Genomic DNA, 23,570 nt, shown 5'->3' on the forward strand with positions numbered 1-23,570 from the left:
CTTCATTGGCTGGCCCGATCTCACAGGCGGCCAGCAGCACTGGAGAGGAGACGCCAGGCTGCACGCGTGTGGCCCTGGAAATCGGTCAGATGATGCGTTGTGAAACTGATTCCCCCACAGTCGGTCCGGTCGACCGCACAGGCAACAGGTCATGACGGCTCCGGTATGGATGGCGGCACCTCCAGAAGTGCATTCGGCCCTACTCAGCAGCGGCCCCGGCCCGGGGTCTCTACTCGCCGCGGCATACGCCTGGCGCTCGTTGAGCACTGAATACTCCGCGGCGGCAACCGAACTCACTACGACGTTGGGCACGGTACAAAGCGGCCCCTGGATCGGCTCCAGCGCCGATCAATACCAGGCGGCGCATGTTCCATACCTCAGCTGGTTACAGCAGACCAGTACCGTCAGCGCCGGAGTGGCTGCCCAGACCGAGACGGCAGCCACGGCCTACTCCGAGGCGCTGGCCACCATGCCCACCCTTGCCGAGCTCGCCGCGAATCACGCGGCGCATGGGGCGCTTACCGCCACCAATTTCTTTGGTATCAACACCATTCCGATCGCCGTCAACGAGGCCGACTACATCCGGATGTGGATACAGGCCGCGACCGTGATGAGCACCTACCAGGCCGTCTCCGAAACTTCGGTGACCACAGCACCGCCGACCCTCCCGTCACCGGCAGTGCTCTCGCCAGAAAGTGGTCGCACCGCGCGGGCCGCGGCTCAGGATGCCACCAAGCCACCGCCCATCGTGCCCGATCCGAACGATCCCATCGAGATGTTGCTGGCGAACTCCCAACACTTCCTGGGGATGTATCGTGCGTTGAAGGGACTGATTACCGACCCGGTCGGCACCATCATCCAGATCATCATCGACTTCTCCACCAATCCGGCCGCAGCCCTGGTTACCTGGCAGCCGCTGTTCTTCGTATTCGCCTATGCCGCAACGTTTGGTGTGATGGGAACACCTATCTACGCCGCAATCTTGGGCCCCGCGGCGGGTATCTCTCTGCCGCTCGCCATCACCTTGGGCAGCCTCTCTCAGATGCCTGCGGCGCCACCTGCCGATGTCGCCGCGGAGGTCGTCCATCCCCGTGCCGACCAGCCGAACGCTGTCGCGATGAGTGGTGGCACGGTGACCACGGCGAGCTCGGCCGCACCTCCCCCACCATCCACCTCCACGGTGACTCCCACCTCTGCCCCGGCTCCCGCCACCCCACCACCCGCGGGCGCAGAAGGACTCGGATACGCCGTTCGGGGGGACGGCCCCGGATTCGGGTTCGGGCCAACCATGGGCCAGAGCATTGGCGCCGCGGCCCAGGCCCCGAGCAGTGCCGTGGCGGCTGCGGCCGCACTGGCCTGCAACCCCGGAAAGTCCAAGAGCCGCAGGCGCCGTCGCGGAACCGCAGAGGACCGCGGGTACCGTCACGAGTACGCCACCCTGGACAACGACATCGCCGTCGACACCGCCACCGGCGATCCACTGACGGTGAGCGCCTCGCGTACAGGCGTGGGGAGGCTCGGCTTCGCCGGTGTGCGCACCACATCAGCACCTGCCGAAGCCGCCGGACTCACCACCCTCGCCGGAGACTCCCCCGAAAGCCGGGTTACCCCCATGCTCCCGGGAACGTGGAACACCACGGAAGACGGCGGCGAAACCCGCTGATCTGGGCACCAACTACCGCACACACGTGCCGTTCGAAACATCTGCCCATTGTTCGTGTTTCGGAATCACATCGAGCGGGTATACCCCCGCCGTGAGGCCGAAGTGGCCGCTACGAACCTTGAGCAAGGAGAGCAGCATCATGATTATTTTGGGTGTTCTGCTGGCAGTCCTGGGGTATGTCTTGGCCGTCCCGATTCTCCAGACGGTTGGGATAATCCTGGTGGTGGCCGGTGCCGTCCTGTGGATCTTAGGGGCGGTGGGCAGGCCCGTCGCGGGTCGCAAGGTGTGGTTCTGAGTGTTGGTACGCCGCATTGCCCGTCCCATGCTCGGGTCCATATTCATCGCTGCGGGGGCCGATGGCCTGCGTCATCCGGAGGCATCGGCCGCCGTCGCTGAACCACTGGTCAACGATCTTTTGGAGAACGCGCCCAGCTCAGCTACCCGCTACCTGCCACGAGACCCGAAGACCTACGTCCAAATACACGGGGCAGCACAGCTTGCCGCTGGTTTGGCCTTGGCCAGTGGAAGGCTTCCCCGGATATCGGCATGGGTACTGGCAGGCACACTGGTCCCGGTGACCCTGGGCAGCAAGGCGTTCTGGCGCGAGACCGATCCTGCCCTCAAATTGCAGCAGAAGACGGACTTCTGGAAGAACGTCTCAATCTTGGGCGGTCTGATCATCGCGGGCATCGATACTGAGGGGCGGCCCGGCTTATCGTGGCGCGCGCGCAGGGCAGCTAGCGATGCTGTCGCTGTGGTTACCTCTGCGCTCCCCGGAGTCGAAGACACTTCACAGTCGCTCCGCGCCAAGACGGTAGAGCTGGGAGAGGCGGCGCGCGAAAAGGTTCCCGTGATCGCCGAACACGCCCGCGAACGGAGTGCAGAGATCGCCGAGGCCGCGCAACGGCGAGGCGGTCAGCTGGCGGATATTGCGTCACGGCGGGGAAGTGAACTCGCGGAACGCATCTCAGAACACAGTGCCGAACTGGCCAGCGCGGCAGATAAGGGCCGGAAACAGATCGAGGCACTTGCCGCCGATCCGCCACCGAGACTCCGCAAGTTCGCCCGCACCTTCGGCCGACACTAGCTGACGGCGAAGCCCATTCCACGCATGACGGTGTCCACGTGATCGTCATAGAGCGCATCGCTGTCTGTCACGAGATCCCGAAGGCTCCCGAAGATCTCGCCGGCGAGATACCCGGTGATGGATGTCCACGCCGAGATACCGATCCCGATGATCGCGGTGTCAGCCGATTCGTCCGACGTCGTTCCCAGCAGCGCAGCAAGAAGTGGCCCCGGAGCCAACGGGCGGAATGTAGTGCGTTGCGGCACCGCCTCTCCCGCCGCGACAGCGTTGAGATACGCACCCATAAAGGACACCATGACTTGCACAGCAGCAGGACCGGTCTCGGAGGGCTGCGCACGATATCCCGGGATGGGCGTACCGCTGAGCAATGCGAAATCTCCAGGATTGGCGAGCGCCCAGCGCCGAGCGGCGACGAACGCGGCGCGTACCCGGCCCGTCGCACTGCCCTGGTCCGCAGCTTCTTGCCCCTCGCTCATCGCTTCGGCAAGGGCGACATTGGCGTCAACGCACAATGCGGTAATCAGCGCCGCCTGCGTATCGAAGTAGCGGAACAATGCTGCGGGTGCCATGCCCATTTCTCGGGAGATCGCCCGTAAGGACAGGGCACCGGTGCCGCCGTCGGCGAGCTGCTTTCTGGCGTGGGACTTGATCTCATCCGTTGTCTGCGCACGCTGTCTAGCCCGCCTCGTGGCGGGGACATCCGCAGCATTCGTCGGGGTGGGCACGTGGCCAGTCTATGAATGCTGCGTGCTCAGCTGTTGCCGAGCCTGGGGCGAAGTAGATCCACGCCGGGGCCGGTGAGCTCGGACAGCACGCTAGGTCGGGCACCGACCGCCATCACGATTGCCTCTCCTGGGCCTCGAATCTCCGGGCCGTCGCCGTAGGTCCAGTCCACATCGGTTGCCGTCCAACGCAACCCCTTGAGTCTGCGTTTCGAGTGAATAAACGGGTCAGGGTTCTCCAGTACGGTTCGCAGCGTGCCAACGGGCACCTTCCGGAGCCGGTTCAGCGGGCGTCGGATGTCCTGGTGATGAATGAGCAGGTCAGCGAGAACCAGCTTTGGCTGGATCTTCGCCGAATAGCTTCTGTCGATCGTGGATTCGAACGCCGCAAGCAGCTTGTCCGTCGACCACCCTTCTGCTCGGTCGATATAGAGCTGGTTCAACTTATCGGCCGATCCGCGCACCCGAACGACCTCGTAGAAGTACCTGGGAAACGAAGTTCCGTCATACAACACATGGGCCACGACATCACGCACCCTCCATCCCGCACACAGCGACGGTGCGTCCCATTCCTGCGGAGCGAGCGTGCGCAGCAGTGCGGCCAGGTCGCGCTTCTCCTGTTGAACCATCGCGTACACATCGGCTCGAGACATCCTCAGCTCCCTTGGCTCCGTATTCCCTCGACGTATTCAGTGAAATCGCAGCCGGATGAAGTTGCCCAGACCGTTCCTTCGCCAGCTGGACAGCATCTTCGGTGTCGGCAGCCAAAATGGATCGGGCACGTGGAACCCGAGCCGCGTAGCGCGGGTGAGGCCCATCTGCCGCATTTGTCGCGCCATCGTCAGCAGCGGCAGACTGGGTTGGTAGGAGTAGTCGTGTCGCCCTTGCGCGATCGAGCCGGAAACCAGGCGCGCCATCTCCGCGGGCGATCGAGTAACTCCGGCGATCTCGGGATGCTCTGCTCTCCACTGGTTCACGGCGTCTTCCGAGGCAAAGAAGCTGTTGTAATCGCACCAGCCGACGACCCGATGGGGCATCTCACGAACCGGATATCCGAGGTGCACCCGCAGCGTTTTGGGTGAGTAGTCCACCAGCAGGCCATCCCGCCCGACGAGGCGCACCGGCTGCTTGGTGTGCCGGCACACAGAGTCCACGATCACCTCCGCGCCGGGGAACTGCCCAGATATCGCGCACGCCTCGACAGCACATTCGGCGAACCACTTCTGCTTGCCCTCAACGGTAATCGCGTAGTGGTTCTTGAAGGTCGCGAACGGGCGCGCATAGACCAGCTCGCCCCGCGGCGGCTGCGGGGCATCGAGCACCTCATCCTGGAAAGTCTCGCTATCCGCATGCTCCTGGTCCTGGCGGGCCACACAGATCGCGCCCTCCAGGTCACGTAGGAGCAACGCGAGCTCCCCCTCCGACAGCGCGAACTCGCTGAGTAGTTGCGCAACCGTGGGCACGGTTCCGTCATTCAGCACCTGCGCCATGATGCGCTCTCGGAGCGCTCGCGCCTCGTCACTCAGTGTCGCCATCAACGCCTCCAGCTGTGATCACTGCTCACTTTTCGATCACTGTACACATACCGTCGGGCGTCATCAATACGCGTAGACCCCCGACCACGGGGCATACCCAGGCCGTTAATATGACCGTGTGGTCATATCGGTAGGAAGTGGCCACCACCGATGTGAAGGGGATTTCCGTGTCCGTACGCCGTACTGTCCAAAATCTTGCTCAGCGCCGCACCCTGCTGCCGGCGCCGCTCGATTCCCTGCTGGCAGGACCGGGACGTGACGTCAGCCAACTGACAGTGGTGGTTACGGGTGCGTCGGCCGGAATCGGCCGACAGGCCGTCATCCAACTACGCGCCCGGGGAGCCCGCGTGATCGGTGTGGCCCGGCGCGCGGATGAGCTGAAGGCTCTCGCGGATGAGACCGGTTGCGAGTGGCGCACCTGCGATCTGAACGACGAGGCCGAAATCGCCAGACTGCTGGAGGACCTCGCCCATCAGCGCGTGGATGTGTTGGTGAACAACGCCGGCCGTTCGATCCGCCGTCGCATCATCGACGCGACCGACCGGCTGCACGACTACCAGCGGACCATGGCGCTGAACTACTTCGCGCCCGTGCAGCTGACCCTGGGTTTACTGCCCGGAATGATCGAGCGTGGACGCGGCCAAATCGTCAATGTCTGCACATGGGCCCTGCACGCCAACACTTTTCCGCGCTTCTCTGCCTATGCCGCGTCCAAGAGCGCACTGGCGATCTTCGGCCGCACCCTCAACGCCGAACAGCCACACCCCGGTATCCGCGCGACCAATGTGTACTTCCCGCTGGTACGCACCGAAATGATCGCGCCCACAGCGGAATACGAAGCCGCCGTGGCCCTATCCGCACAGGAGGCCGGCCGCTGGATCACGCGCGCAGTGACTCACCAGCCGGTGGAGGTCAACGCCGCCGTGCTGCGCGCGTTGCTGCCGGCGATCGATTTGTTCTCCCCGACAGCAGCGGACACCACCATCGCGTCGATCACGTAGGGCCGGCTACCGTACGGATTTGATCGGAAGCACTGCCAGCGCACCGAGGACCGACAGCACCATGGACGCCAGATACAGAATGCTGAAGTCCCCTTGGGCGTGATGTAACCCAAATAGCGCTGTTGCCAACATGGGCACAAGCAGCTGCGGTAACAGGTACGCCATGGCCACCACGCCAAGGTCTTTCCCCGACGACTCCGTCTCGGGGAGCACCTCCGTCATCAGCGCCAAATCCACAGCGGCGTAGGCACCCTGCCCTGCTCCGATCACTGCCGCGCCGAGCAACAGGGAATGGAAGTCCTTGAACAGCAGCAAGATCACCAGGCCGACCGCAGTGATCAGGCATGAGGTCCAGACGATGCCCTTACGACGGCCGGTGCGATCTGACCACCACGCCGATATCGCTGCGGTGACCGTATTGGTGATCAGGAAGGCACCGATGATGACGCCGTACTTGGCGGCGGCCTCATGCTCCGACAACCCCAAGGTGCCCGCCACGATGTACAGCATGTAGACCGTCACCAGCAGCACCGACATCGTGACGAAAAGACGGCAGATCCATGCCCACGCGAAATCCTGGTGTTTCCTTGGATTCATCCAATAGCTCGCGAGGATCGCTTGCCAGCTTCGGGGAACCCGCTCCGTGCGGACGATGTCACGCAGAACAAGTACGGCGGCGCCATTGAACATCAGCGCCAGTACCGCCGGGAGGCCGAACCACCATCGCGGATCGTTCGGTAGGACGTTGATGAATACGCTGCCGACCACAGGCGCAAGGCTGGTCGAGATGCCAAACACCGCCGCCACCCGTGCCCGGATAGCGACCGATATCTGATCTGCCAACAGCGCGTTGAAGACCACGAGAGTTGCGGCGAAGCCAATCTGGGTGATGCACCAACCCGCGACCACGCCACCGACCGTCGGAGCCGTGGCCAATGTCGTCAGACCCACCGCACCGACAAGAGTGCCACCCACCAGGAACGGCCTGCGAATACCGAACCGCGAGATCGAGGTGTCACTGAGATGGCCCAAGGGAGGCGTCACCACGATGATCGCAATGCCACCGAGAGCCATCGTCAGCGACAGCACCTGCGTCTTGTGCGCCGGGTCCAGCTCGGCCAGCCGCAGCGGGATGCTCACCGCACCGGCGGCAAGCAGCGCGACCGCGGAGGCGAAGTAGGCCAGCAGAAAGACCGGCAGGAAGGCGCGCGGCTGCACAACCCGGACATCCGCCTCAAGGCGTGTAGCAGGCGTTTCCGTAGACATACGGTCCTCTCGATGTTCTTCGAACAACCACTGTAGGTGCTCTCGCACTAGGGCCGCTGGGCACGAGATCGGGGGCACAATCAGTGCGGCACCCTGAAACCGACAACTGAGGCGGATACTCATGGCACGCATCGACACCCACCATCACTGCATCCCGGCCCTGTATCGCAAGGTCCTACAGACCGCCGGAATCGATGAGGCCGGCGGGCGGGCACTACCTTCTTGTCCTCCGCCTCTGATGCTGCGGCGTTGGCCCGCGACCTGAACGACTACACCGCGTCCGTCGTCGACGGACATCCGGAGCGGTTCGGCTTCTTCGCCACCGTCCCGATGCCCCACATCGATGCGTCCGTCGCCGAAACTGTTCGTGCACTGGATGTCTTGCGCGCAGATGGCGTGGTCCTGCTGGCCAACAACGACGGCGTATACCTCGGCCAGGACGGACAGGACGATCTGTTCGCCGCACTGGACGCCCGCTCAGCGGTGGTCTTCATCCATCCCGCCGATCTGCCCGGACCGGCCATCACCGGAGTGCTGCCCTTCGCCGCCGACTTCCTTCTCGATACCACCCGGGCCGCATACCTATTGGTCCGCAACGGAATCCGCCGCAGATACCCGAACATCAAATTCATCCTCAGTCACGCGGGTGGCTTCGTGCCGTACGCCAGCCACCGCATGGCCGTCGCCATCACCAGCGACACGGGAGCCAGCCCTGCGGACAATCTGGATGACTTCGCAAGTTTCTACTTCGATACCGCGCTGTCCTCCAGCCCCGCTGCACTGCCCTCGTTGCTGGCATTCGCCGAACCCGGTCACGTCCTGTTCGGATCGGACTGGCCGTTCGCGCCGCTCGCAGCCTCACAACTGTTCGCCGCCGGTCTGGAGAACTACCCGCTGGACAACTCGGCTCGCGCCGCGATCGACCGTACCAATGCTCTGAGGCTCTTTTCCCGTCTCGGCACGGCACCTACTCCCCCGACGCGGTCACTCGCGGACAACGCACGGGACCTGGCGCGTCGCACCGTGATGCGTGGCGTCGCGCGTTTGATGGCTTCGCGGTGAACTTAGCTCACGCAACGACAGGACACCCGTGAACTGCAGCTGGCCATCTGCACAGATACGCTGGACTCCTGACACGCGGACGGAGTCACACCCATGCTTGACACGCCCCGGTATGCCGAGCGGACCAAGGGTGTCCGTCGGCTGACCTCGTCCACCAGGATTGCCGCGGGCGACGTCGAGCTGGCCCTTGCCACCGAGAACATCGCCGCGCCCACGGATTGGTCTTGGCGCGAATCCCATCACGTCATCGTGATTCATCGCCTCGGCCGCATGCGCACCATGGAATTCGACATCGAGCACGGGCCGTCGGGTCGTGCGCTGCCGAACATCGGTGATGTGTGGGTCATTCCCGCCGAACACCAATACGCGGCACTGGCGCAGGGCGACACCGTCCAGTACTGCCAACTCTCCATCCCCACCAAGGCCATCACCCACGGCACCATTAAACCTGCTATTGGACAACGTGATTCACTAACGCATCACCTCATCGAGCGAATCAGCGACGTGAAGGACCGAGACGATGTCTTCGCACTCTTACTGATCGAATCGCTCACCGAATCACTACTGCTCCATCTTGCCGACAGACACACCGGCGATGGCGCGGTGCAGCCCCCGTTCTATCGCGGGCTGGACAGGGCCGCGCAGGCCGCACTGATCGAATACCTGGATACCAGTCCCGACCATCTCATCGGACTGGCTCAGCTCGCCAGTTGCTGCGGCATGACCGTGCGCGAGTTCACCAGAGCATTCTCCGCGACATTCCAGACCACGCCATATCAGTTCTTCCTGAATCGGCGCATTGCCAAAGCAAAACGGCTACTGACCCACAGCGCACTGTCGATCGCCGACATCGGCTCTGCCATTGGCCTGTCAAACTCCAGCCACTTCACCGCCACATTCGAGGATCACGTCGGCACGACCCCCCGCGCCTATCGCGACAACACCTGAATCCCGCATGCGAAGGTAGGCAGCTCAGGCCTGGCCAATCTCAAGCTTGGTAAATTTTCCATCCGGCCCACCGGGAATGAATCGGAAGAACGTCCGGAAATTTCCCCATGTCTCGCTATGAAACTGGCCGATGACGGTGTGTCCGTCCGGGCTGACCCGCTCTATCCGGGTGAAGTACTCGTGACCGATTTCGGCGCTGAACGCACTGAAATCACGTGGCGCGCCATCATCGGTGAGCCCGGGCTCGGCGATAAACGCGGCCAGCCAGTGCTCGCTGTCTTTACTCTGCCAAGCGGTGACCGCATCCCGTACTGCGGGCTCGGTGACAAGGCCTAGATCTTTCGTCGGAGATGGCATAACAGCCTCCTTGCGGGCACTAGTTGATGGTGGAGAGGATTCCGCCGTTGACAAAGATGGTCTGGGCGGTGGTCCATCGACCTTCAGGAAGAACCAACAGTCTGGCGACCGGCAATATGTCGTCCCCTCGGCCGATCTGCCCATTGATACTCATCGACTGCAGCCAGGCGATGTTCTCGTCGGACTCCGCGGGATAGAAGAAGCTCGTCTGTAGTGGGCCCGGCGCAATACAGTTCACGGTAATCCCGCGACCACCCACCTCTTTGGCCAACGCCTTGCTGAAGTGCTCCACCGGAGCCTTCGACCCGGCATAGGCACTGTATGTCGGAGCCAGCGCGCCAACCATGGCCGTGATGAAGCTGAGGATCCGGCCGTCATCGGCCATCCGGCGCGCAGCCTCGCGCATCATGAAGAACACCGTCTTGGCGTTGGTGTTGAACACAGCGTCGTATTCGTCCTCGGTGATGTCCGCCAAAGGCTTTCGCACAATCATTCCGGCGGTGTTGACGAGGATGTCCCAGCGGCCGAATGCCTCGAATGCGAAGTCCACAAGCTTGGTGCAGTTCTCCGGGACCACCAGATCCGCCTGATAACTGACTGCTTCGCCGCCGGCGTCCTGGATTTCCCGCACCACCTGCGCGGCCTTGTCCTTCTTGGAGTCACTGCGGTAGTGCACAACAACCCGGGCGCCGTCGTGCGCAAGCGTCCGGGCAAGCGCAGCACCCATATTCGCCGAGGCCCCGGTCACTACGGCCACCTTCCCGGAGAGCGGCCGGTCCACCGGTCGGTACGGCTGCACCGTCTCGATTGAATCAGGAATATTCACCATGATCTGTTGTCCTCTCTCGTTACATTTCTGGAAGTACTGCTGTGGACGGCTAGAGGAGCGTGCCGAGTTCCACCGCCAATGGTGGGAGCACCCGGGGATCCAGTGGTAAGGGCAGATAGATAACCGCAGCCTCAAGGCCCACGTTCTGGAACGCCGCGATCTCATCTACCAGTCATGAAATATCTTCGTGTGAACCAGATTTGAGCCAGATGTGCGCAGAGGTCACGATCTCTGACGGATCCCGGCCGATATCGGTGCATCGGGCGTGCAAGATGTCGAGCTTCCGTGCGAACTCCTCGGGTGTGCCGTTAGGGAAATTCCAGTGCTGAGCGAACCGGGCTACCAGGGGTAGCGTGCGTTTCTCTCCGTTGCCGCCGATAAGTATTGGTGGATAGGGCCGTTGAGGACCTTTGGGCTCGCAGTACGCGCCGGTGATCGTGTAGTAGTTCCCGGAAAAATAGGTGAACCGCTGCGATAACAGCCCGACGATCACCTCGCAGGCCTCTTCAAACCGATCGAAACGCTGACTGACTGAGCCGAGATCGATGCCGTAAGCATTGGATTCGTCCTCATTCCAGCCCGCTCCGAGACCTAGTTCGAGCCGCCCGCCGGAAATGATGTCGACCGTCGCGACCATATTCGCCAGCACCGCGGGGTGGCGGTAGTGGGTGCCCGTGACCAATGTCCCGATCCGCAGGCGAGTTGTCTCCCGAGCCAGGGCCGCCAACAGTGTCCATCCTTCCAGGCATGGGCCACCCAGATCCGGCTCGGGTTCCGATGACGACGCGATGGGATAGAAATGATCGAAAAGCCAGGCGGTATGAAAGATTTCGATGCCGTCGGCTTCCTTCCACACGGCCAGCGCGTGTGATGATTAGCCGTCTTGATATCGAAACGCATTGCCATCCAAGGATCCCTCGATCTGATACGCGGTGCAGCTCCGAATCGGGTCGCCAAACCGACAGGCTGGGGGCCACCCCCCGTCGAGGTGGCCCCCGTACCCCGCTAGGAGGTGTGGGTGTCGAACCAGTCGATCAACTGCTCTGGGTTGTTCGGGAAGTAGTTGTACCCGTCCCACCTTCTGGTGGAGTTCTCGATCCAGAACAGCTTCTTGTCCGTCACCGGCATGCTGTCGAAGATCGTCTGAACATCGCTTTCCCGGGTGAGCGCGTCATTGCGCACCTGAACCAAGAAGGTGGGGATGTCCATGCTCTTGGCGTAAGGGATCGGCGACATGTCGTCGAGCTTGAAGCTGGTGATCAGCTGGATCTCACGCTCAATATCGTCCAAACGATCTGTGATACCCAAGATCTCGGTGATGCGCTCATAGAACGGGCGTAGTGAGACCGGCTGCGGAGACACGATGGCCGGAATGCCTTCGAACACCTCCGGTCGCCGGTCATGGGCGATGAAGGTGGCGTTCATGCCGCAGCAGCGGCTGAACAGCACGACGGTCATGTCCCTGGTATCGGGCCGCGAGCGCACGTATTGAATTGAACCGATGACGTCCCGGGACTCAAAGATTCCGTTGCTGCCGATGCCACCGTTGCCAATTCCGCTGTGTCCGAAGTTGCGCATGTCGTAGGTGAGTACGTTGTATCCGGCGTCATGCAGGTTCTTGTAGTCGGCCATGAAGTTGACCTCGAAGTCGTTACCACCGGCGCCGCCGATCTGCTTCCACGGCTCCAGGTGGGCGGGCAACCCATAGCGGTTGTGCCATATCGGGTGATTGGCGATCGCGATCTTCTTGGAGCCCTTACAGGGAATGAACCAGGCATCCAGCGGTACACCGTCCTCCGACGGGAAGGTCACCGACTCGTACTCCAGACCATATTCGTCCGGCCAATGCAGAATCGGCGAGCGGATCGGGCGTCCGAACGTTTCGGCAAGCTGCTTAACAAGCTGGTCCACATCGTCTGGCATGGGGCAGCACCTTTCATTTACGCGACTCATTCGTCAGTAAAGCCCTGACGACTCCACGCTAGAGGCACCGAGCACAAGGCGAAAACAAAAAATTATTCAAGATCTACAACTTTTACTTGGGCATATAGTGCTATTCATGACTTCTCGGCCAACGGAAACGGGAGACGATCCGATCGATCTCCGACGTCTCCAGCAATTCCTCTCCGTGGCGGAATATGCGAGTTTCTCCCGGGCAGCCAGCCAACTGAGACTGACGCAACAAGCCATCAGCCAGTCAATGGCGAACCTCGAAAAGCAGCTCGGCGCGAAGATGTTCGACCGCAGCGGCCGCCATATCGAGTTGACCCCCGCCGGGGAGGTTCTGCGCGACGGATCCGTCGTACTGCTGGCCGCCGCGCAGACGTTGGTGCGCCAGGTACAGAACACCGCATCCGATGCACCTCAACCGTTCGTGGTCGCACACACCCCGGCGATCACCGCCGAAGAAGTCCATCAGCTCCTCGTTCCGGTTCGATCGGCACTGCCCGACATATCAATCACCGCGCTGCAGATGTTCCCCAGTGCCCTCGAGCCCGCGATCATCTGCGGATCGGCCGACATCGCGCTTCGGCGGGGAATCTCAACACCGAGGAACCTCGCATCACGCGTGATCGGATATCACGCGCTGCGCGTCGCGGTACCCAGCGATCACCCTCTGGCAGAACGTGATTCGGTGGCTCTACGTGATCTACGGAACGAACGGATCATCGTGTGGGCACCTCCGGGATTCTCCAACTACACGGACTACATCCTCAGCACCTGCCGGTCCGCCGGGTTCGAACCCGCATTCACCATCAACCGTGTTCAGGGGACCCCGCCGGTGACCGCGGTCCTCGACAACGACGGCGTCGCGTTCGTCACCGCCCCCACCGGTCCATGCCTGGCGGGCCAAGTCGTCGTCGTCGAAATCACCGACCCGCCGCAGGCGCCCATCCAGGCAATCTGGCTGCCCCACACCCAATCAGCCGTCCGGGATGCACTTACCCATACCTGAGCCTCTACCGTTGATCTGGTGAAGGCGTCGCGAGCTCGGGTCTGCGCCATCGCCACAGCCCTGCTCGTTCTGGGCGGGATGCCGGCATGCGGGCACGCAGCGAATCCGATCACCGCGCCGAGCGTGGAGCCCGAAGGTCCTTTCGCTCCCGTCATCCGCCTCGTCAACGACGCGGTTGCAGCGCCTCGGCTGCCTGGAGCGGTAGTGCACATCGGGCACGCCGGCAAGGTCGTGTTCCGGCAGGCCTTCGGCTGGCGCAAGCTCCCCGATGAACCGGGACTAGACGGGTGGCCCACACCTGCCGAACCGATGACCGACGACACGATCTTCGACCTGGCGTCGTTGACCAAACCTCTCGCGACGAGTGTGGCCCTCCTTCAGCTGTACGAAAGGAGCCTGGTTCGGATCGACGAGCCCGTGCAGACATACCTGCCGGATTTCAACCCCGACAACGACCCGCGACGCGCACAGGTGACACTTCGCATGCTGTTGACACACACCTCGGGCATCGGAGGCGACCTGAGCCATCAGGGGCCTTGGGGAGTGACGGCGGCGGACAAGACGGACGGTGTACATCGGGCACTCACCGCTCCATTGGCATTGGATCCGGGTAAGACATTCCACTACTCCGATATCAACTTCATCATCCTCGGCGTGCTCATCGAGAAGATCACCGGCGAGTCTTTGGATGTTTACGTGCAGGAGAACGTTTTTGCGCCACTGGACATGTCCGACACGCGTTACCTACCCCCGGCCAAGGCATGTGGACCTCACCAAATCATCGGTACGGCAGTTTCTTTCGACAAGCTGGCCGCCACGCATGCTCCTTGCCCGGCGGGCACCTGGAACACCGATCTGTTGACACGCATCGCACCGACAGCTCGCGATGAGGACGCCCCCGGTCTCAATCCCAACTACGACAATCTGCTTCGCGGCACCGTGCACGACCCCACCGCGCGCCGAATGGGTGGCGCGGTCGGCAGTGCCGGCGTGTTCTCGACCGCCGATGACGTCGGCCGGTACTCCCAGGCACTTCTCGATCGGCTCGCCGGGCGGCCGAGCCTGTTCCCGCTGAAACGATCCACCCTGGAACTGATGACGACACCGCAGCAGCCAGGCCACACGGCCACACAACTCGAAGCCGCCAACAACGCCAGCCGCCAGGCGATCCAGGAGCGTCCGAATCCCACCGATCCCCTACTTGCGCCGCACTATCCGGCGATAGCGGGACAGAGTCTGCGCGGTTTCGGCTGGGATATCGATACGGAACTATCCAAACCGCGTGGAATGCTCTTTCCCATCGGCAGCGTCGGCCACTCCGGCTTCACCGGGGTGACGGTGTGGATTGACGCAGCATCGGACACGTACGTGGTGGTCCTGGCGAACGTTATCCATCAGCGCGGCGGCCCACCCATTGTGGGGCTGAGCGGCGATATCGCCACCACGGCAGCCCAGGTTCTACATCTCTACAGCAATTAAACGGTTGTTCGGCCGAGAACCACTGCGCCCCTGTCGATCACGAGATTCTCCACCCTGATGCCAGAACGTTATCGGCCGTTTCGGCGAGGCAACACCTTTAACAACAGCCACATTGTTAACTTCCTGCGATGCACGATTCGTCGGGGACCAACGACCCTCTGCGCCCTTCACGTTCGGTGACCCGACGTGACGCACTGCGCTACGCCACAGCCCTGTCCGCACTCGCCGGGCTCGGTGCGGCATCAGCCGCTGCCGGCACGCCGACGGCGTCTGCCGCCGCGCCCACGTTGATCGATTTCGCCATGCGCCAGATTCCGGCAGAGGACATCAAGGCCGCTGGACACTCGGGAGTGATCAACTACGTCTCCACCTCACGCCCCGGATCGTCCATGGGCGCCAAGCCGATCACCCGGCCGTATGCCCAGGCGCTCACCGCGGCCGGGCTGGTGATCGTCAGCAATTTCCAATACGGAAAGCCCGGCGGCACAGCGCCATCGGACTTCACACGCGGATTCGCCGGTGGCGTCGAGGACGCTCGTACCGCCTGGCAGCTGCACACCGCCGCCGGTGGCGGCCAAAGTGCGCCGGTCTTCTTCTCCGTCGACGACGACATCAACCGTGATACCTGGAACAACGTTGCACTGCAATGGTTTAAGGGCATCAACTCGGTGCTCGGGGTACAGCGCACCGGCATCTACGGCGGTGTCAATCCGTGCCAGTGGGCCGCCGCCGACGGCGTGATCGGCAATTCGCGCTCACCCGGCCACGTGTGGGCCTGGCAGACCCGGTCATGGTCACGCGGCCAGGTCTTCCCCGGTGCGGTTCTCTACCAACGCATCGTGAGCACCACGTCCAATCCCGGCCCGGTGGTCGGCGGACTCGACGTCGACGTCAGTGACGCCCTGGCCCAGGATGTCGGCCAGTGGAACTTTCACCAGTGAGGGACACCCTGAGTTCGGTGTAGGCGTCGACGAGTGCGTCGAGCGTGAACCGCCGGTTGAGACCGCTGGGATTCGGCAGCACCCACGTCGTGACCTCCGCGAAGCGGAATGGCTGCACTCCAAATGCGATGTGTGGGGCCTCGAGCATGGATACCACCGCACGCTTTCCGAGAAATGCCAGCGCCCGAGGTTCCAAGCGGCGCATCTTCTCCTCGAAATCTGGCCGTGCCGAACGGAATTCGCTAGCCGTGATGTCGTCGGCCCGCGGCGTTGCGCGACCGACAGCAGCGGTGATACCGCACCCGAACGTCAGCAGTTGACGCTCGTCCTCCGGACGCAGGCGAATGTCGGTGAAGCCGGCCCGATAGAGCACTTCCCAGAAACGGTTGCTTCGGTTCGAGAAGTTGTGTCCATCGGCCACCGCGGTAGCGGCAGGATTGATTCCACAGAAAATTACGTCGAGCCCGGCAGCGAGAATATCGGGAGAGTACTGGCCCACAACAGGTAGGTTCTCATGGCTCACCGGCCCGGCGGTACCGAACTATCCTGGGGGGCTGGAGGGTTCGGGCCTTGCCCAACGATGCGCTCCTGAAGCCGGTACAGAGTGTACTTGAAGCTACCGACAAAGTAGGCCCAGTCGGCCTGCTTGGGTCCGTGGTAATCGCTGGAGCCCTTGTAGCCCGCGTCGTCGATGTTGCCCAATGCGAGCTTGGCGATGTTGACGTCATGCGCTTGCGCACTACCCGCGTTCGCCTTAATGAGCATGGGTATCAGCCGATTGAGTGCGACCAGGCTGGTGTCGGGACTCACCGCGATGTCGTTGAAGCCGCGCGAGATCGAGTTGAGGTCGGCGAGTGTGCTGCGGCCATCGGTGCCCTGGATCGACGGGAACTTCGCAAGTTGATCGCTGATCTGCCCGCTCTTGTTGGCCAGGTCACCGATCTGGTTAGCATCGATCGCTCGCACGCCCGGGCCCGATGCCGCGAGCAGATCATTGATCGTCTTCTCTCGCGACGATATCGAGGCGGCCAGTTGGGACGTCTTGTCCAATGAGTTTTGAATCTGTGCCGAACGCTTATTGAGGGTGTCCAGCAGCTGATTCGATTGCCCCACAATGTCCCCCAGGGTTTGACCATTGTCTGCTGAAGCCTTGCCGAGCCCGTTGACCAGATGGGTCAAGTTACGCACCACACCACCGTTGACCAACACCGCGGCTGAACTGAGCACACCTTCCACGGAGGCAGCCGACGACGTGGTCTGTAAGTCGAGAACGTCGCCGTCCTTCAGGAGTTCCCCGGATGGCTGATCGGGGGGCTCGAGGGCTACGAACACGTCACCCAACGGAGTCGCACTGCGCAGCTGGGCGGTGGATCCGACCGGTAGGCGCACACCCCTGAGTATCCGAAGCTTGACGACGGCTACATCGTCGATCGCCTCGATGGATTCGACCTCGCCGATATCAGCGCCCTTGAGGCGTACTTTTGCCAAATCTGGCAGATTCAAGGCATTGGCAAACTTTGCGGTGACCGCATACGCGTCGGAACCGATGCTTGGCGCCGGCAGGTCGAGACTCTCCAGTGTCGGCGGATCGCAGGCGGCCACTGTCATTGCCAGTAAGGCTGCCGCAGTGGCTTGAACGACTGTACGAACGCGACGTGACGCCCATGTCGCCGTTAAGTGGATGGGCACAACCGTACCAGAATTTACCTGGGAATGCGCGTCCCATGCCATCGCGCAACCGTATCAAGAGAAATTGGGCGAAAGTGCTTCGCTATCTCGTGAAAGCCAGTGATCTCCACTACATGACGGGGCATCAGATGAGCATCGTCACGGGCCTGCATCGGGTGACGGATTTGACTCGACGCGTTCAACGAACGAATCGGGACCGGGACGTCGCTGAGGGCAGGGGCGCGCAGCTTGCAGGTCACGAAGAGTGGTCCATAGTTTGCTACGCAGATGCATTCTTCGGTTCTGTGAGGCGCCGAAGACTCTCTTCACCGCCCGATGGCGGGCACTCTACCCAAGCAATACTGATTGTTCAGGCAATGAATTTGCCACAGTTTAGAGAAGGTCCGCGGGCGGTGGTCCGTGCGACTTCGACAAGCCGGATCGACACCGTGAACCGAAGATGGGTTCAGGAGAGTTTGGCTGCTCGATCTGGGCCGTGAATCGATATGCGGGGCAACACATACGCACAACTGAGCGGCTGCTTGTTCATGACGCATGTGTCCACGCTCACATGCGCTGCATACGATACCCCCGTAATGCACAATGCGCATATGACAGCTGATCCGAAGTCCGCCTGGAAGGCACTCAAAGAGGGCAACGAGCGTTTTGTGGGTGGTCTTCCGCAGCATCCGAGCCAAAGCATCGCGCGGCGTACTGAGCTGGCTAATGGCCAGAGTCCTGATGTGCTGTTGTTCGGCTGCTCGGACAGCCGGGTGGCCGCGGAGATCATTTTCGATCAGGGCCTGGGCGACATGTTCATCGTGCGTACCGCCGGCCAGGTGATCGACTCCGCCGTCCTGGGCTCCATCGAGTATGCGGTGGCGGTACTGGGTGTGCCGTTGATCGCGATCCTGGGACATGACTCCTGCGGCGCGGTAGGGGCCACGGTGGCCGCCCTGGACACCGGTGAGGTGCCCGGTGGGTACATCCGGGACTTGGTGGTGCGGGTGATGCCCTCGATCCTCAGTGGCCGCAAGGACGGACTATCACGCATCGATGAGTTCGAGGCCCGCCACGTCGAAGAGACGGGCATCAAGTTGTTACAGCGCTCGCAGGTGGTCGCCGATGCCGTCAAGGCCAACAAGCTCGCCATCGTGTATCTGACCTACAAACTGGCCGACGGACGCATCGTTTTACACGGCCACGTCGGCGACATCGGCGAGTAAAGACTGCGGCTTGCCGGTGGCCGATCGGCCGTAGATCTGCGGTGTTGGCAGCACACTCAGCGGCCGCCATTGACCTGCCACCAAACCCGGGCGCTTCAAGTTGATAACGATATGAAACCTCAGTGGTTGCAATGCGATACGTGGGCCTGCGTACTCACTGGGCGCCACTATGTTCACTGAGTGCACCGTCGAACGGCTCTGAAGATTCCACTGGTGCTGGCAGTAGCGACTCTCCCCCAGGTACTGGCTCCTCTTTCGGTCATCCCGCGGGCGACCGCCGCGCCAGGCCAATGGCCGGTTGAACGCGCCAATGCGTGGTACCAGGCGCAGGGTTGGCTGGTCGGCACCAACTTCATCACCTCGAACGCGATCAACCAGCTCGAGATGTTCGCGCCGGGCACCTACGACGCGCGGCGCATCGACAGCGAGTTGGGGGCGTGCCGGCTATTGGGGTTCAACACCGTACGGGTGTTCCTGCACGATCTGCTGTGGGCGCAGGACCGCGCCGGATTCCAAAACCGGCTGTCGCAATTCGTCGGGATCGCCGCGCGCCAGGGCATCAAGCCACTGTTCGTCTTCTTCGACTCGTGCTGGGATCCAAATCCTCAGCTCGGTGCCCAGCGGGCGCCGACGCCGGGCGTGCACAACTCGGGCTGGGTACAGAGCCCAGGGGCGCACCGCATCGACGACCCGCGCTACCGCGGGATGCTGAAAGATTACGTGGTGGGCGTCATGAGCCAGTTTCGCAATGACGACCGGATCCTGGGCTGGGACCTGTGGAATGAGCCGGACAACCCGGCCAAGCAGTACCGCAAGGTGGAGCGCAAAGACAAGATCGATGCCGTCAGTGGGCTGCTTCCGCAGGTATTCAGCTGGGCGCGTTCGGTCAATCCAGTGCAGCCGTTGACCAGTGGTGTGTGGCAGGGCAGCTGGGATCGCGGAAGCCGTAGTGAGATGGCCGGTTTCCAACTCGACAACTCCGATGTCATCTCGTTCCACTCGTATGCAGGCCCCACCGAGTTCGAGGCCCGCATCAACGAGCTCGCCCCGCTGGGCCGACCGATCCTGTGCACCGAGTACCTGGCCCGCGACCAGGGCAGCACAGTCGAGGGCGTGCTCCCAGTTGCGAAGCGGCACAACGTCGGTGCGTACAGCTGGGGGTTGGTGGCAGGCAAGACCCAGACCTACTTCCCGTGGGATTCCTGGGACAAGCCTTACACCAAGATCCCGGACGTGTGGTTCAGCGATCTACTACAGCCAGACGGGCGGCCGTATCGCGATGCCGAGTATCAGACGCTGCGAAAGCTGACTACGCGCGTGTAAAACATGTCGACCGACTTTGTTCACAATCTGGATGATTCGAGAAATGCCGGGCCGGGATGAAACCGATGTCGAGATGCAACGAGGATTGACAAGACACGCCTGCCTACTTTGACAAAAATGGGGGCGTGTCGCGGAGGCTTCTTAAGCTAGCGTGCATAAGACCAGGTCAGAGCGGTCCGGAGGACGACGTTGGGCTGGTGGCTTCAGATTCTTCACCCCTTCATTGCGTGCGGCGTCGATCTGTCGCCTCGCACCACAGCGACAACAGCACTGCTCAGAACTCGACCCTCCTCGTCCCGCCGATGCGTCACCCAATGGAGTCGTTGATGTGCGGAGCAGACCGCTCTGGTGGTCACAAAATAGCGGCGATAGCTGACGCAGGGCACCGGTAGAGCTGGCAGCTGGCCCTATTTCGGTCAGCTTCCAACGAACGCGCAGCCTCCTACGGGTATACCGCTCTAAGGATGATTGCGTAGTGCGGTGATGGCGATTCGGGCGGCTTCGCCGATGGCGCGGTCGACATTAGGCAGATATGCATCGGCACGTGCAGCTCGGGTGAAGACTGAAACGGTCATGGGTGGTTCACCCGGAAACACTATGACGGCTACCTCATTGCGGATGGGTCCAATAGTGCCAGTCTTTCCGGCGACGATAACATCTCGATGCGGAAAGGCGGATCGTATCCTGTGCTGCCATATCTGCTGCGCAAGAATGTGTCTCATCATCTCGGAGCTCTGGGGACTTGCGGCGGCACCGGTCCATATCGCGCTGAGCGCCCGGGCGGTGTCGACAGCGCTGGTGGATGTTGTGTACGCGGGATCGAAGGCCAAGCTTTCTTCAATCTCGTTGTTACTGGCGAGAATTCCGATTGCTTCATCCAGAGTCAGTGTGCCCGTATCATGAATAAGCTGCTGTTGTAGCGCCGAAGTGCCACCAATGATTCTGGTGCTGCCGAGCCCAAGCTCTTCGGTGATTTCGTTGACTGTATCCAGGCCGACAGCAGCCAGGAGGACATCGGCTGCTGTGTTGTCTGAGTGGGTGATCATGAGCCGGGCAAGATCGAGCCATGATAGGACGACGGGGTTACTGAAGGTGCTGATGCCGGTCGGCCCGGGAGTGCAGTCGGCTGGGACGACTCGAACCGTGGCGTCTGGGTCCAGAGTTCTGGAGTCGAAGGCACGTGCGGCCGCGATGAGTACAAAAATCTTGTAGACCGACGCGGAGACCGCAGGTCGGTCACCGTCGACGTCCACGACAGGCGTAAGCGTGCCGACTCGTTCGGCACGTAGCGTTCCACGGCAGCCGGCGTCAAGAAACACCGCGCGGATCTGCTCGGCGGCCCCGCCGATGAGTTGGGTGCTCATGTAACCGTCCGTAGCAACTCGCGGTCGAGCGCGTAGGTGAAGTCGTCGAGATCACGCCCTGGCGCGGCAACGATGCGTACGCGAAGTGCGATGTCCTCGACCAGCATCCGACGATGGGTAGTCCCGCTGAGTACCGGTGCATTTAAGGTTGCCAGCCCGAAACACTCGCCAGATGCCGCAGCGACGCTGACATCCCTGTGTGTCGATGCAGAACGAATCTCGGGATCTATACCGCGGCGGCGGAAGTTATCGATCAGCAGGTCATGTCCTGCCGGGTTGTCCTCGCGCGGTACCGTCGCAAGGTCCAGTCCTTGGAGTAACTGCGCGCGCGGAGACTTCGACGCGCCTATTGCATGTCCTGCGGGGAAAACTATGTTGCGTTCCAGCGTGATTACCGGACCGCCCTCTAACCCGTCCAATACAGCGGGATGCTGTATCACTGCCACATGGATTGCTCCGCGACGTAGTTCTGCGAGCAGCTGAGTAGTTCCGGCAGTGAGCGTGTGGAGCGCCGCATTGGACGGCATCCGGTTTCGAAGCGCATGAACACAACGCGCGACGTATTCATCATCGAGTTGCGGAATGACGCCCCAGCGCAAGCCCTGTACGCGCCCATGAAGATGACGCGCCTCATCGAGTAGCCGAGTGGAGTCGTCAACGATCGAGCGGGCGCGAGAAAAGAGCTCGGCACCCTCGGGCGTGACCGCAGCACCATTGGACGTGCGCTGGATCAGGGTGAGTCCGAGGTGCTTCTCGAGCCTTCGAACGCCCTGAGAAACGGACGGCTGCGTTACTCGAAGGCTTGCTGCGGCCTCGCCGAAGTGACGGTGCTCGGCGACAGCCACGAAGTACTGCAAGTCTCGAACCAAGTCCATTCCTGTGATCCAACACCACCGCACCGGCCTTGGCTAGCAACCAATGATTCTTCGTTTTTACCTCTTGTAGCAGCGCTGATTCGTCGTGCCTATCGTGTCCTGCGGCGTGGCTACTTGGTGATCAGCGTCCGGGACATGGTTCGTTAAACCCATGAGCGCACGCCTAAGCCGCCGGGAACTCATCGCGATATTCGCCGCAGCAGGTCTGTTAGCAGGCTGCAGAACCTCACCGCCGACTAGCACTACGAGCGCGACAAACGTCGACGCCAACGGATACACGGCATTGGAGGACTGGTACAAAGCAAGAATCGGCCTCTATGCCATCGACTTGAACTCGTTGACGACTATTGAGCACCGAGCCGACGACCAGTTCTCGATGTGTTCGACATTCAAAACATATGCAGCGGCACGGCTCTTACAGCTTGCTGATGCAGGCGCGATCGACCTGAATACCAAAGTGGCCATTGCAAGCGACGAGATTGTCGTTGATTCCCCCATCACCCGAGGAGAGGCTGGCTCATCGATGTCTCTCGGCGACATCTGTGCCGCAGCCCTGATTCACAGTGACAACACGGCAGGCAACATCATGCTGCGTACCATCGGAGGGCCCACTGCTATCACCGCCTTCGCGCAATCCATCGGGGACTCGCACTCTCGGCTGGATCGTTGGGAACCCGACTTAAATACAGCCGTACCGGCAGATCCAAGAGACACCACCACCCCCAGAGCCCTATGCACTGGGTACCGTCAGATCCTCACAGCTGACGTCTTGGCAATCCAGGCCCGCGACCGCCTGCTCACGTGGATGAGATCGAATGTCACCTCTTCCAAACGTTTCCGCGCAGGCTTGCCGCCGGGCTGGACCAGTGCGGACAAAACCGGGGCTGGTGACTACGGATCAACCAACGACGCTGGGCTCTTGATAGGCCCTGCCGGTCAACGTGTAGTAGTGGCTGTGATGACACGCTCGCGCGATGACACACAAGACGCTCCACCCTTCAACGAAGCCATCGCCGGAGCCATCCGGGTAACGCTGATGCGCCTACGCCATACCCAAGAGTAATGGGAATCAGATACACAGGCGCACAGTATCTTTCCTCGTACCTCACTGCCCTGCCAGTGTCGGCGGCCTACGTAGCAGACAAGGTAGATGCTGTAGCCACGACGATCTCGACCATTCCCTCACTAGCGGCTATTTGGTCGACGGTGCCCGAGGGCCCCGCCACCCCACTGCGGATGGGAGCACACGTCAACGGATTCTGCGTCCA

At 61.9% G+C, this 23,570-nt stretch carries 24 protein-coding genes and 1 pseudogene; 12 read left to right on the top strand and 13 right to left on the bottom strand.

Features of this window, described 5'->3' with window-relative positions:
* The first annotated feature begins 151 nt into the window (after window positions 1–151).
* The 3 genes from BB28_RS23850 (at window position 152) to BB28_RS23855 (ending at window position 2,750) form a co-directional block, all read left to right on the top strand.
* Window positions 152–1,663 (top strand): PPE domain-containing protein, encoded by a 1,512-nt coding sequence (locus tag BB28_RS23850; protein WP_064393552.1) that lies wholly within the window; start codon window positions 152–154, stop codon window positions 1,661–1,663.
* Between the two features lie 139 nt (window positions 1,664–1,802).
* The gene (locus BB28_RS25405) at window positions 1,803–1,958 is read left to right on the top strand and encodes a hypothetical protein (protein ID WP_044105576.1); all 156 of its coding nucleotides are present in this window, start codon (window positions 1,803–1,805) and stop codon (window positions 1,956–1,958) included.
* The gene (locus tag BB28_RS23855; RefSeq protein ID WP_046255339.1) at window positions 1,959–2,750 is read left to right on the top strand and encodes a DoxX family membrane protein; all 792 of its coding nucleotides are present in this window, start codon (window positions 1,959–1,961) and stop codon (window positions 2,748–2,750) included.
* Here BB28_RS23855 and BB28_RS23860 read toward each other — a convergent pair.
* The 3 genes from BB28_RS23860 to BB28_RS23870 are packed head-to-tail and all read right to left on the bottom strand — an operon-like array spanning window position 2,747 to window position 5,007.
* Window positions 2,747–3,475 carry a TetR/AcrR family transcriptional regulator gene (locus BB28_RS23860; RefSeq protein ID WP_046255340.1) on the bottom strand — a complete coding sequence of 243 codons (729 nt, stop codon included), beginning with the start codon at window positions 3,473–3,475 and terminating at the stop codon, window positions 2,747–2,749. The genes BB28_RS23855 and BB28_RS23860 overlap by 4 nt on opposite strands.
* Window positions 3,476–3,501: 26 nt before the next feature.
* Window positions 3,502–4,125 carry a maleylpyruvate isomerase family mycothiol-dependent enzyme gene (locus BB28_RS23865; RefSeq protein ID WP_046255341.1) on the bottom strand — a complete coding sequence of 208 codons (624 nt, stop codon included), beginning with the start codon at window positions 4,123–4,125 and terminating at the stop codon, window positions 3,502–3,504.
* A gap of 36 nt (window positions 4,126–4,161) precedes the next feature.
* Window positions 4,162–5,007 (bottom strand): alkylmercury lyase family protein, encoded by an 846-nt coding sequence (locus tag BB28_RS23870; RefSeq protein ID WP_046255342.1) that lies wholly within the window; start codon window positions 5,005–5,007, stop codon window positions 4,162–4,164.
* A 167-nt stretch (window positions 5,008–5,174) separates the two neighbouring features.
* Between BB28_RS23870 and BB28_RS23875 the strand changes: the two genes are divergently transcribed.
* Entirely contained in the window at window positions 5,175–6,008 is an 834-nt protein-coding gene (locus BB28_RS23875) for an SDR family NAD(P)-dependent oxidoreductase (protein ID WP_046256139.1), read from the top strand.
* 6 nt (window positions 6,009–6,014) lie between these two features.
* On the opposite strand, the gene BB28_RS23880 is transcribed toward BB28_RS23875, so the two are convergent.
* Window positions 6,015–7,274 (bottom strand): MFS transporter, encoded by a 1,260-nt coding sequence (locus tag BB28_RS23880; protein WP_046255343.1) that lies wholly within the window; start codon window positions 7,272–7,274, stop codon window positions 6,015–6,017.
* 222 nt (window positions 7,275–7,496) lie between these two features.
* On the opposite strand from BB28_RS23880, the gene BB28_RS23885 reads away from it, so the two are divergent.
* Window positions 7,497–8,336, top strand: coding sequence for an amidohydrolase family protein (locus BB28_RS23885; RefSeq protein WP_419894509.1), 840 nt, complete (start codon window positions 7,497–7,499; stop codon window positions 8,334–8,336).
* 93 nt (window positions 8,337–8,429) lie between these two features.
* Window positions 8,430–9,284, top strand: a complete 855-nt coding sequence (locus BB28_RS23890) for a helix-turn-helix transcriptional regulator (RefSeq protein ID WP_081252324.1) — start codon at window positions 8,430–8,432, stop codon at window positions 9,282–9,284.
* 24 nt (window positions 9,285–9,308) lie between these two features.
* Here BB28_RS23890 and BB28_RS23895 read toward each other — a convergent pair whose 3' ends face one another.
* The 4 genes and pseudogenes from BB28_RS23895 to BB28_RS23910 all read right to left on the bottom strand — a co-directional run bounded on the left by BB28_RS23895 (window position 9,309) and on the right by BB28_RS23910 (window position 12,393).
* On the bottom strand, window positions 9,309–9,641 hold the full coding sequence (locus tag BB28_RS23895; protein ID WP_046255344.1) for a hypothetical protein: 333 nt from the start codon (window positions 9,639–9,641) through the stop codon (window positions 9,309–9,311).
* 19 nt (window positions 9,642–9,660) lie between these two features.
* Window positions 9,661–10,470: an SDR family oxidoreductase gene (locus tag BB28_RS23900; protein WP_046255345.1), complete on the bottom strand. Its 810-nt coding sequence runs from the start codon at window positions 10,468–10,470 to the stop codon at window positions 9,661–9,663.
* 49 nt (window positions 10,471–10,519) lie between these two features.
* Window positions 10,520–11,332: pseudogene (locus tag BB28_RS23905) on the bottom strand (LLM class F420-dependent oxidoreductase).
* Window positions 11,333–11,475: 143 nt separating this feature from the next.
* Entirely contained in the window at window positions 11,476–12,393 is a 918-nt protein-coding gene (locus BB28_RS23910) for an alpha/beta hydrolase family protein (RefSeq protein WP_046255346.1), read from the bottom strand.
* Window positions 12,394–12,529: 136 nt separating this feature from the next.
* On the opposite strand from BB28_RS23910, the gene BB28_RS23915 reads away from it, so the two are divergent.
* From BB28_RS23915 to BB28_RS23925, 3 genes are all read left to right on the top strand, one after another.
* Entirely contained in the window at window positions 12,530–13,426 is an 897-nt protein-coding gene (locus BB28_RS23915) for a LysR family transcriptional regulator (protein WP_046255347.1), read from the top strand.
* A gap of 78 nt (window positions 13,427–13,504) precedes the next feature.
* Entirely contained in the window at window positions 13,505–14,905 is a 1,401-nt protein-coding gene (locus BB28_RS23920; RefSeq protein WP_046256141.1) for a serine hydrolase domain-containing protein, read from the top strand.
* Between the two features lie 128 nt (window positions 14,906–15,033).
* Window positions 15,034–15,846: a DUF1906 domain-containing protein gene (locus tag BB28_RS23925; protein ID WP_046255348.1), complete on the top strand. Its 813-nt coding sequence runs from the start codon at window positions 15,034–15,036 to the stop codon at window positions 15,844–15,846.
* On the opposite strand, the gene mug is transcribed toward BB28_RS23925, so the two are convergent.
* On the bottom strand, window positions 15,797–16,369 hold the full coding sequence (mug, locus tag BB28_RS23930; RefSeq protein WP_046255349.1) for a G/U mismatch-specific DNA glycosylase: 573 nt from the start codon (window positions 16,367–16,369) through the stop codon (window positions 15,797–15,799). The genes BB28_RS23925 and mug overlap by 50 nt on opposite strands.
* Window positions 16,366–17,454: an MlaD family protein gene (locus BB28_RS23935; protein WP_046255350.1), complete on the bottom strand. Its 1,089-nt coding sequence runs from the start codon at window positions 17,452–17,454 to the stop codon at window positions 16,366–16,368. Before BB28_RS23935 ends, mug begins: the two co-directional genes overlap by 4 nt.
* A 671-nt stretch (window positions 17,455–18,125) precedes the next feature.
* Between BB28_RS23935 and BB28_RS23940 the strand changes: the two genes are divergently transcribed.
* Window positions 18,126–18,740, top strand: a complete 615-nt coding sequence (locus BB28_RS23940) for a carbonic anhydrase (RefSeq protein ID WP_064393553.1) — start codon at window positions 18,126–18,128, stop codon at window positions 18,738–18,740.
* On the opposite strand, the gene BB28_RS25215 is transcribed toward BB28_RS23940, so the two are convergent.
* Complete coding sequence (locus BB28_RS25215; RefSeq protein WP_109559292.1) at window positions 18,708–18,917, bottom strand: hypothetical protein; 210 nt, start codon at window positions 18,915–18,917, stop codon at window positions 18,708–18,710. The genes BB28_RS23940 and BB28_RS25215 overlap by 33 nt on opposite strands.
* 3 nt (window positions 18,918–18,920) lie before the next feature.
* Here BB28_RS25215 and BB28_RS23945 point away from each other — a divergent pair, with 3 nt between their 5' ends.
* A complete protein-coding gene (locus tag BB28_RS23945) occupies window positions 18,921–20,063 on the top strand; it encodes a glycoside hydrolase 5 family protein (RefSeq protein ID WP_046255351.1) in 1,143 nt (380 codons plus the stop codon).
* Window positions 20,064–20,521: 458 nt separating this feature from the next.
* Here BB28_RS23945 and BB28_RS23950 read toward each other — a convergent pair whose 3' ends face one another.
* Window positions 20,522–21,427: a serine hydrolase gene (locus BB28_RS23950; RefSeq protein ID WP_046255352.1), complete on the bottom strand. Its 906-nt coding sequence runs from the start codon at window positions 21,425–21,427 to the stop codon at window positions 20,522–20,524.
* Window positions 21,424–22,302 (bottom strand): LysR family transcriptional regulator, encoded by an 879-nt coding sequence (locus BB28_RS23955; protein ID WP_064393554.1) that lies wholly within the window; start codon window positions 22,300–22,302, stop codon window positions 21,424–21,426. Before BB28_RS23955 ends, BB28_RS23950 begins: the two co-directional genes overlap by 4 nt.
* A gap of 151 nt (window positions 22,303–22,453) precedes the next feature.
* On the opposite strand from BB28_RS23955, the gene bla reads away from it, so the two are divergent.
* The gene (bla, locus tag BB28_RS23960) at window positions 22,454–23,365 is read left to right on the top strand and encodes a class A beta-lactamase (protein WP_046255353.1); all 912 of its coding nucleotides are present in this window, start codon (window positions 22,454–22,456) and stop codon (window positions 23,363–23,365) included.
* Window positions 23,366–23,570: the final 205 nt, after the last annotated feature.

The organism is Mycobacteroides chelonae CCUG 47445 (genome assembly GCF_001632805.1).
Lineage (GTDB): Bacteria > Actinomycetota > Actinomycetes > Mycobacteriales > Mycobacteriaceae > Mycobacterium > Mycobacterium chelonae.

Bases quoted from the DNA above. Each gene is read 5' to 3' on its own strand.
- BB28_RS23850 (WP_064393552.1), top strand. From the start codon at position 152: ATGACGGCTCCGGTATGGATGGCGGCACCTCCAGAAGTGCATTCGGCC.
- BB28_RS25405 (WP_044105576.1), top strand. From the start codon at position 1,803: ATGATTATTTTGGGTGTTCTGCTGGCAGTCCTGGGGTATGTCTTGGCC.
- BB28_RS23865 (WP_046255341.1), bottom strand. From the start codon at position 4,125: ATGTCTCGAGCCGATGTGTACGCGATGGTTCAACAGGAGAAGCGCGAC.
- BB28_RS23870 (WP_046255342.1), bottom strand. From the start codon at position 5,007: ATGGCGACACTGAGTGACGAGGCGCGAGCGCTCCGAGAGCGCATCATG.
- BB28_RS23880 (WP_046255343.1), bottom strand. From the start codon at position 7,274: ATGTCTACGGAAACGCCTGCTACACGCCTTGAGGCGGATGTCCGGGTT.
- BB28_RS23890 (WP_081252324.1), top strand. From the start codon at position 8,430: ATGCTTGACACGCCCCGGTATGCCGAGCGGACCAAGGGTGTCCGTCGG.
- BB28_RS23895 (WP_046255344.1), bottom strand. From the start codon at position 9,641: ATGCCATCTCCGACGAAAGATCTAGGCCTTGTCACCGAGCCCGCAGTA.
- BB28_RS23900 (WP_046255345.1), bottom strand. From the start codon at position 10,470: ATGGTGAATATTCCTGATTCAATCGAGACGGTGCAGCCGTACCGACCG.
- BB28_RS23910 (WP_046255346.1), bottom strand. From the start codon at position 12,393: ATGCCAGACGATGTGGACCAGCTTGTTAAGCAGCTTGCCGAAACGTTC.
- BB28_RS23915 (WP_046255347.1), top strand. From the start codon at position 12,530: ATGACTTCTCGGCCAACGGAAACGGGAGACGATCCGATCGATCTCCGA.
- BB28_RS23920 (WP_046256141.1), top strand. From the start codon at position 13,505: ATGCCGGCATGCGGGCACGCAGCGAATCCGATCACCGCGCCGAGCGTG.
- BB28_RS23925 (WP_046255348.1), top strand. From the start codon at position 15,034: ATGCACGATTCGTCGGGGACCAACGACCCTCTGCGCCCTTCACGTTCG.
- BB28_RS23935 (WP_046255350.1), bottom strand. From the start codon at position 17,454: ATGACAGTGGCCGCCTGCGATCCGCCGACACTGGAGAGTCTCGACCTG.
- BB28_RS23940 (WP_064393553.1), top strand. From the start codon at position 18,126: ATGACAGCTGATCCGAAGTCCGCCTGGAAGGCACTCAAAGAGGGCAAC.
- BB28_RS23950 (WP_046255352.1), bottom strand. From the start codon at position 21,427: ATGAGCACCCAACTCATCGGCGGGGCCGCCGAGCAGATCCGCGCGGTG.
- BB28_RS23955 (WP_064393554.1), bottom strand. From the start codon at position 22,302: ATGGACTTGGTTCGAGACTTGCAGTACTTCGTGGCTGTCGCCGAGCAC.
- bla (WP_046255353.1), top strand. From the start codon at position 22,454: ATGAGCGCACGCCTAAGCCGCCGGGAACTCATCGCGATATTCGCCGCA.